The organism is Streptomyces sp. bgisy100 (assembly GCF_057709105.1).
On record NZ_JBYITE010000122.1, the window covers coordinates 1 to 565 of the forward strand.

1 protein-coding gene is annotated in these 565 nt (G+C 67.1%); it reads left to right on the forward strand.

Features of this window, described 5'->3' with window-relative positions:
- A partial coding sequence (locus tag AC3EQ1_RS31340) for a KR domain-containing protein (protein WP_432097689.1) occupies positions 1–565 on the forward strand: 565 nt, incomplete at both ends.

The following is a 565-nucleotide window of genomic DNA, read 5'->3' on the forward strand; positions in this document are numbered from 1 at the left end:
CCTCCGGTGTTGTGGGGTCGGTGGTGTTGGTGCAGGCGTTGGGTGATGTGGGTGTGGTGGCTCCGTTGTGGGTGGTGACGGAGGGGGCGGTGTCGGTTGGTTCCGGGGATCGTCTGGTGAGTGCGGTGCAGGCTCAGGTGTGGGGTCTGGGGCGTGTGGTGGGGCTGGAGCATCCTGATCGTTGGGGTGGTCTGGTGGATGTGCCGTCGGTGGTTGATGGTGTTGTGGCGGACCGTTTGTGTGGTGTGTTGGCTGGTTGTGGTGGTGAGGATCAGCTGGCGGTTCGTGGGTCGGGTGTGTTTGCGCGGCGGTTGGTGCGTGCTGGTGCTTCCGTGGCCTCGGTGGGTTCGGGTGCGTGGGTGCCGCGTGGTTCGGTGTTGGTGACCGGTGGTACGGGTGCGTTGGGTGCTCGTGTGGCGCGGTGGCTGGTGGGTGAGGGTGCGGAGCGTCTGGTGCTGGTGAGCCGGCGTGGCGCGGATGCTCCTGGTGCGGTCGAACTTCAGCAGGAGCTGACGGCACTCGGCGCCGAGGTAACTCTTGCGGCCTGCGACGTCGCCGACCGCGA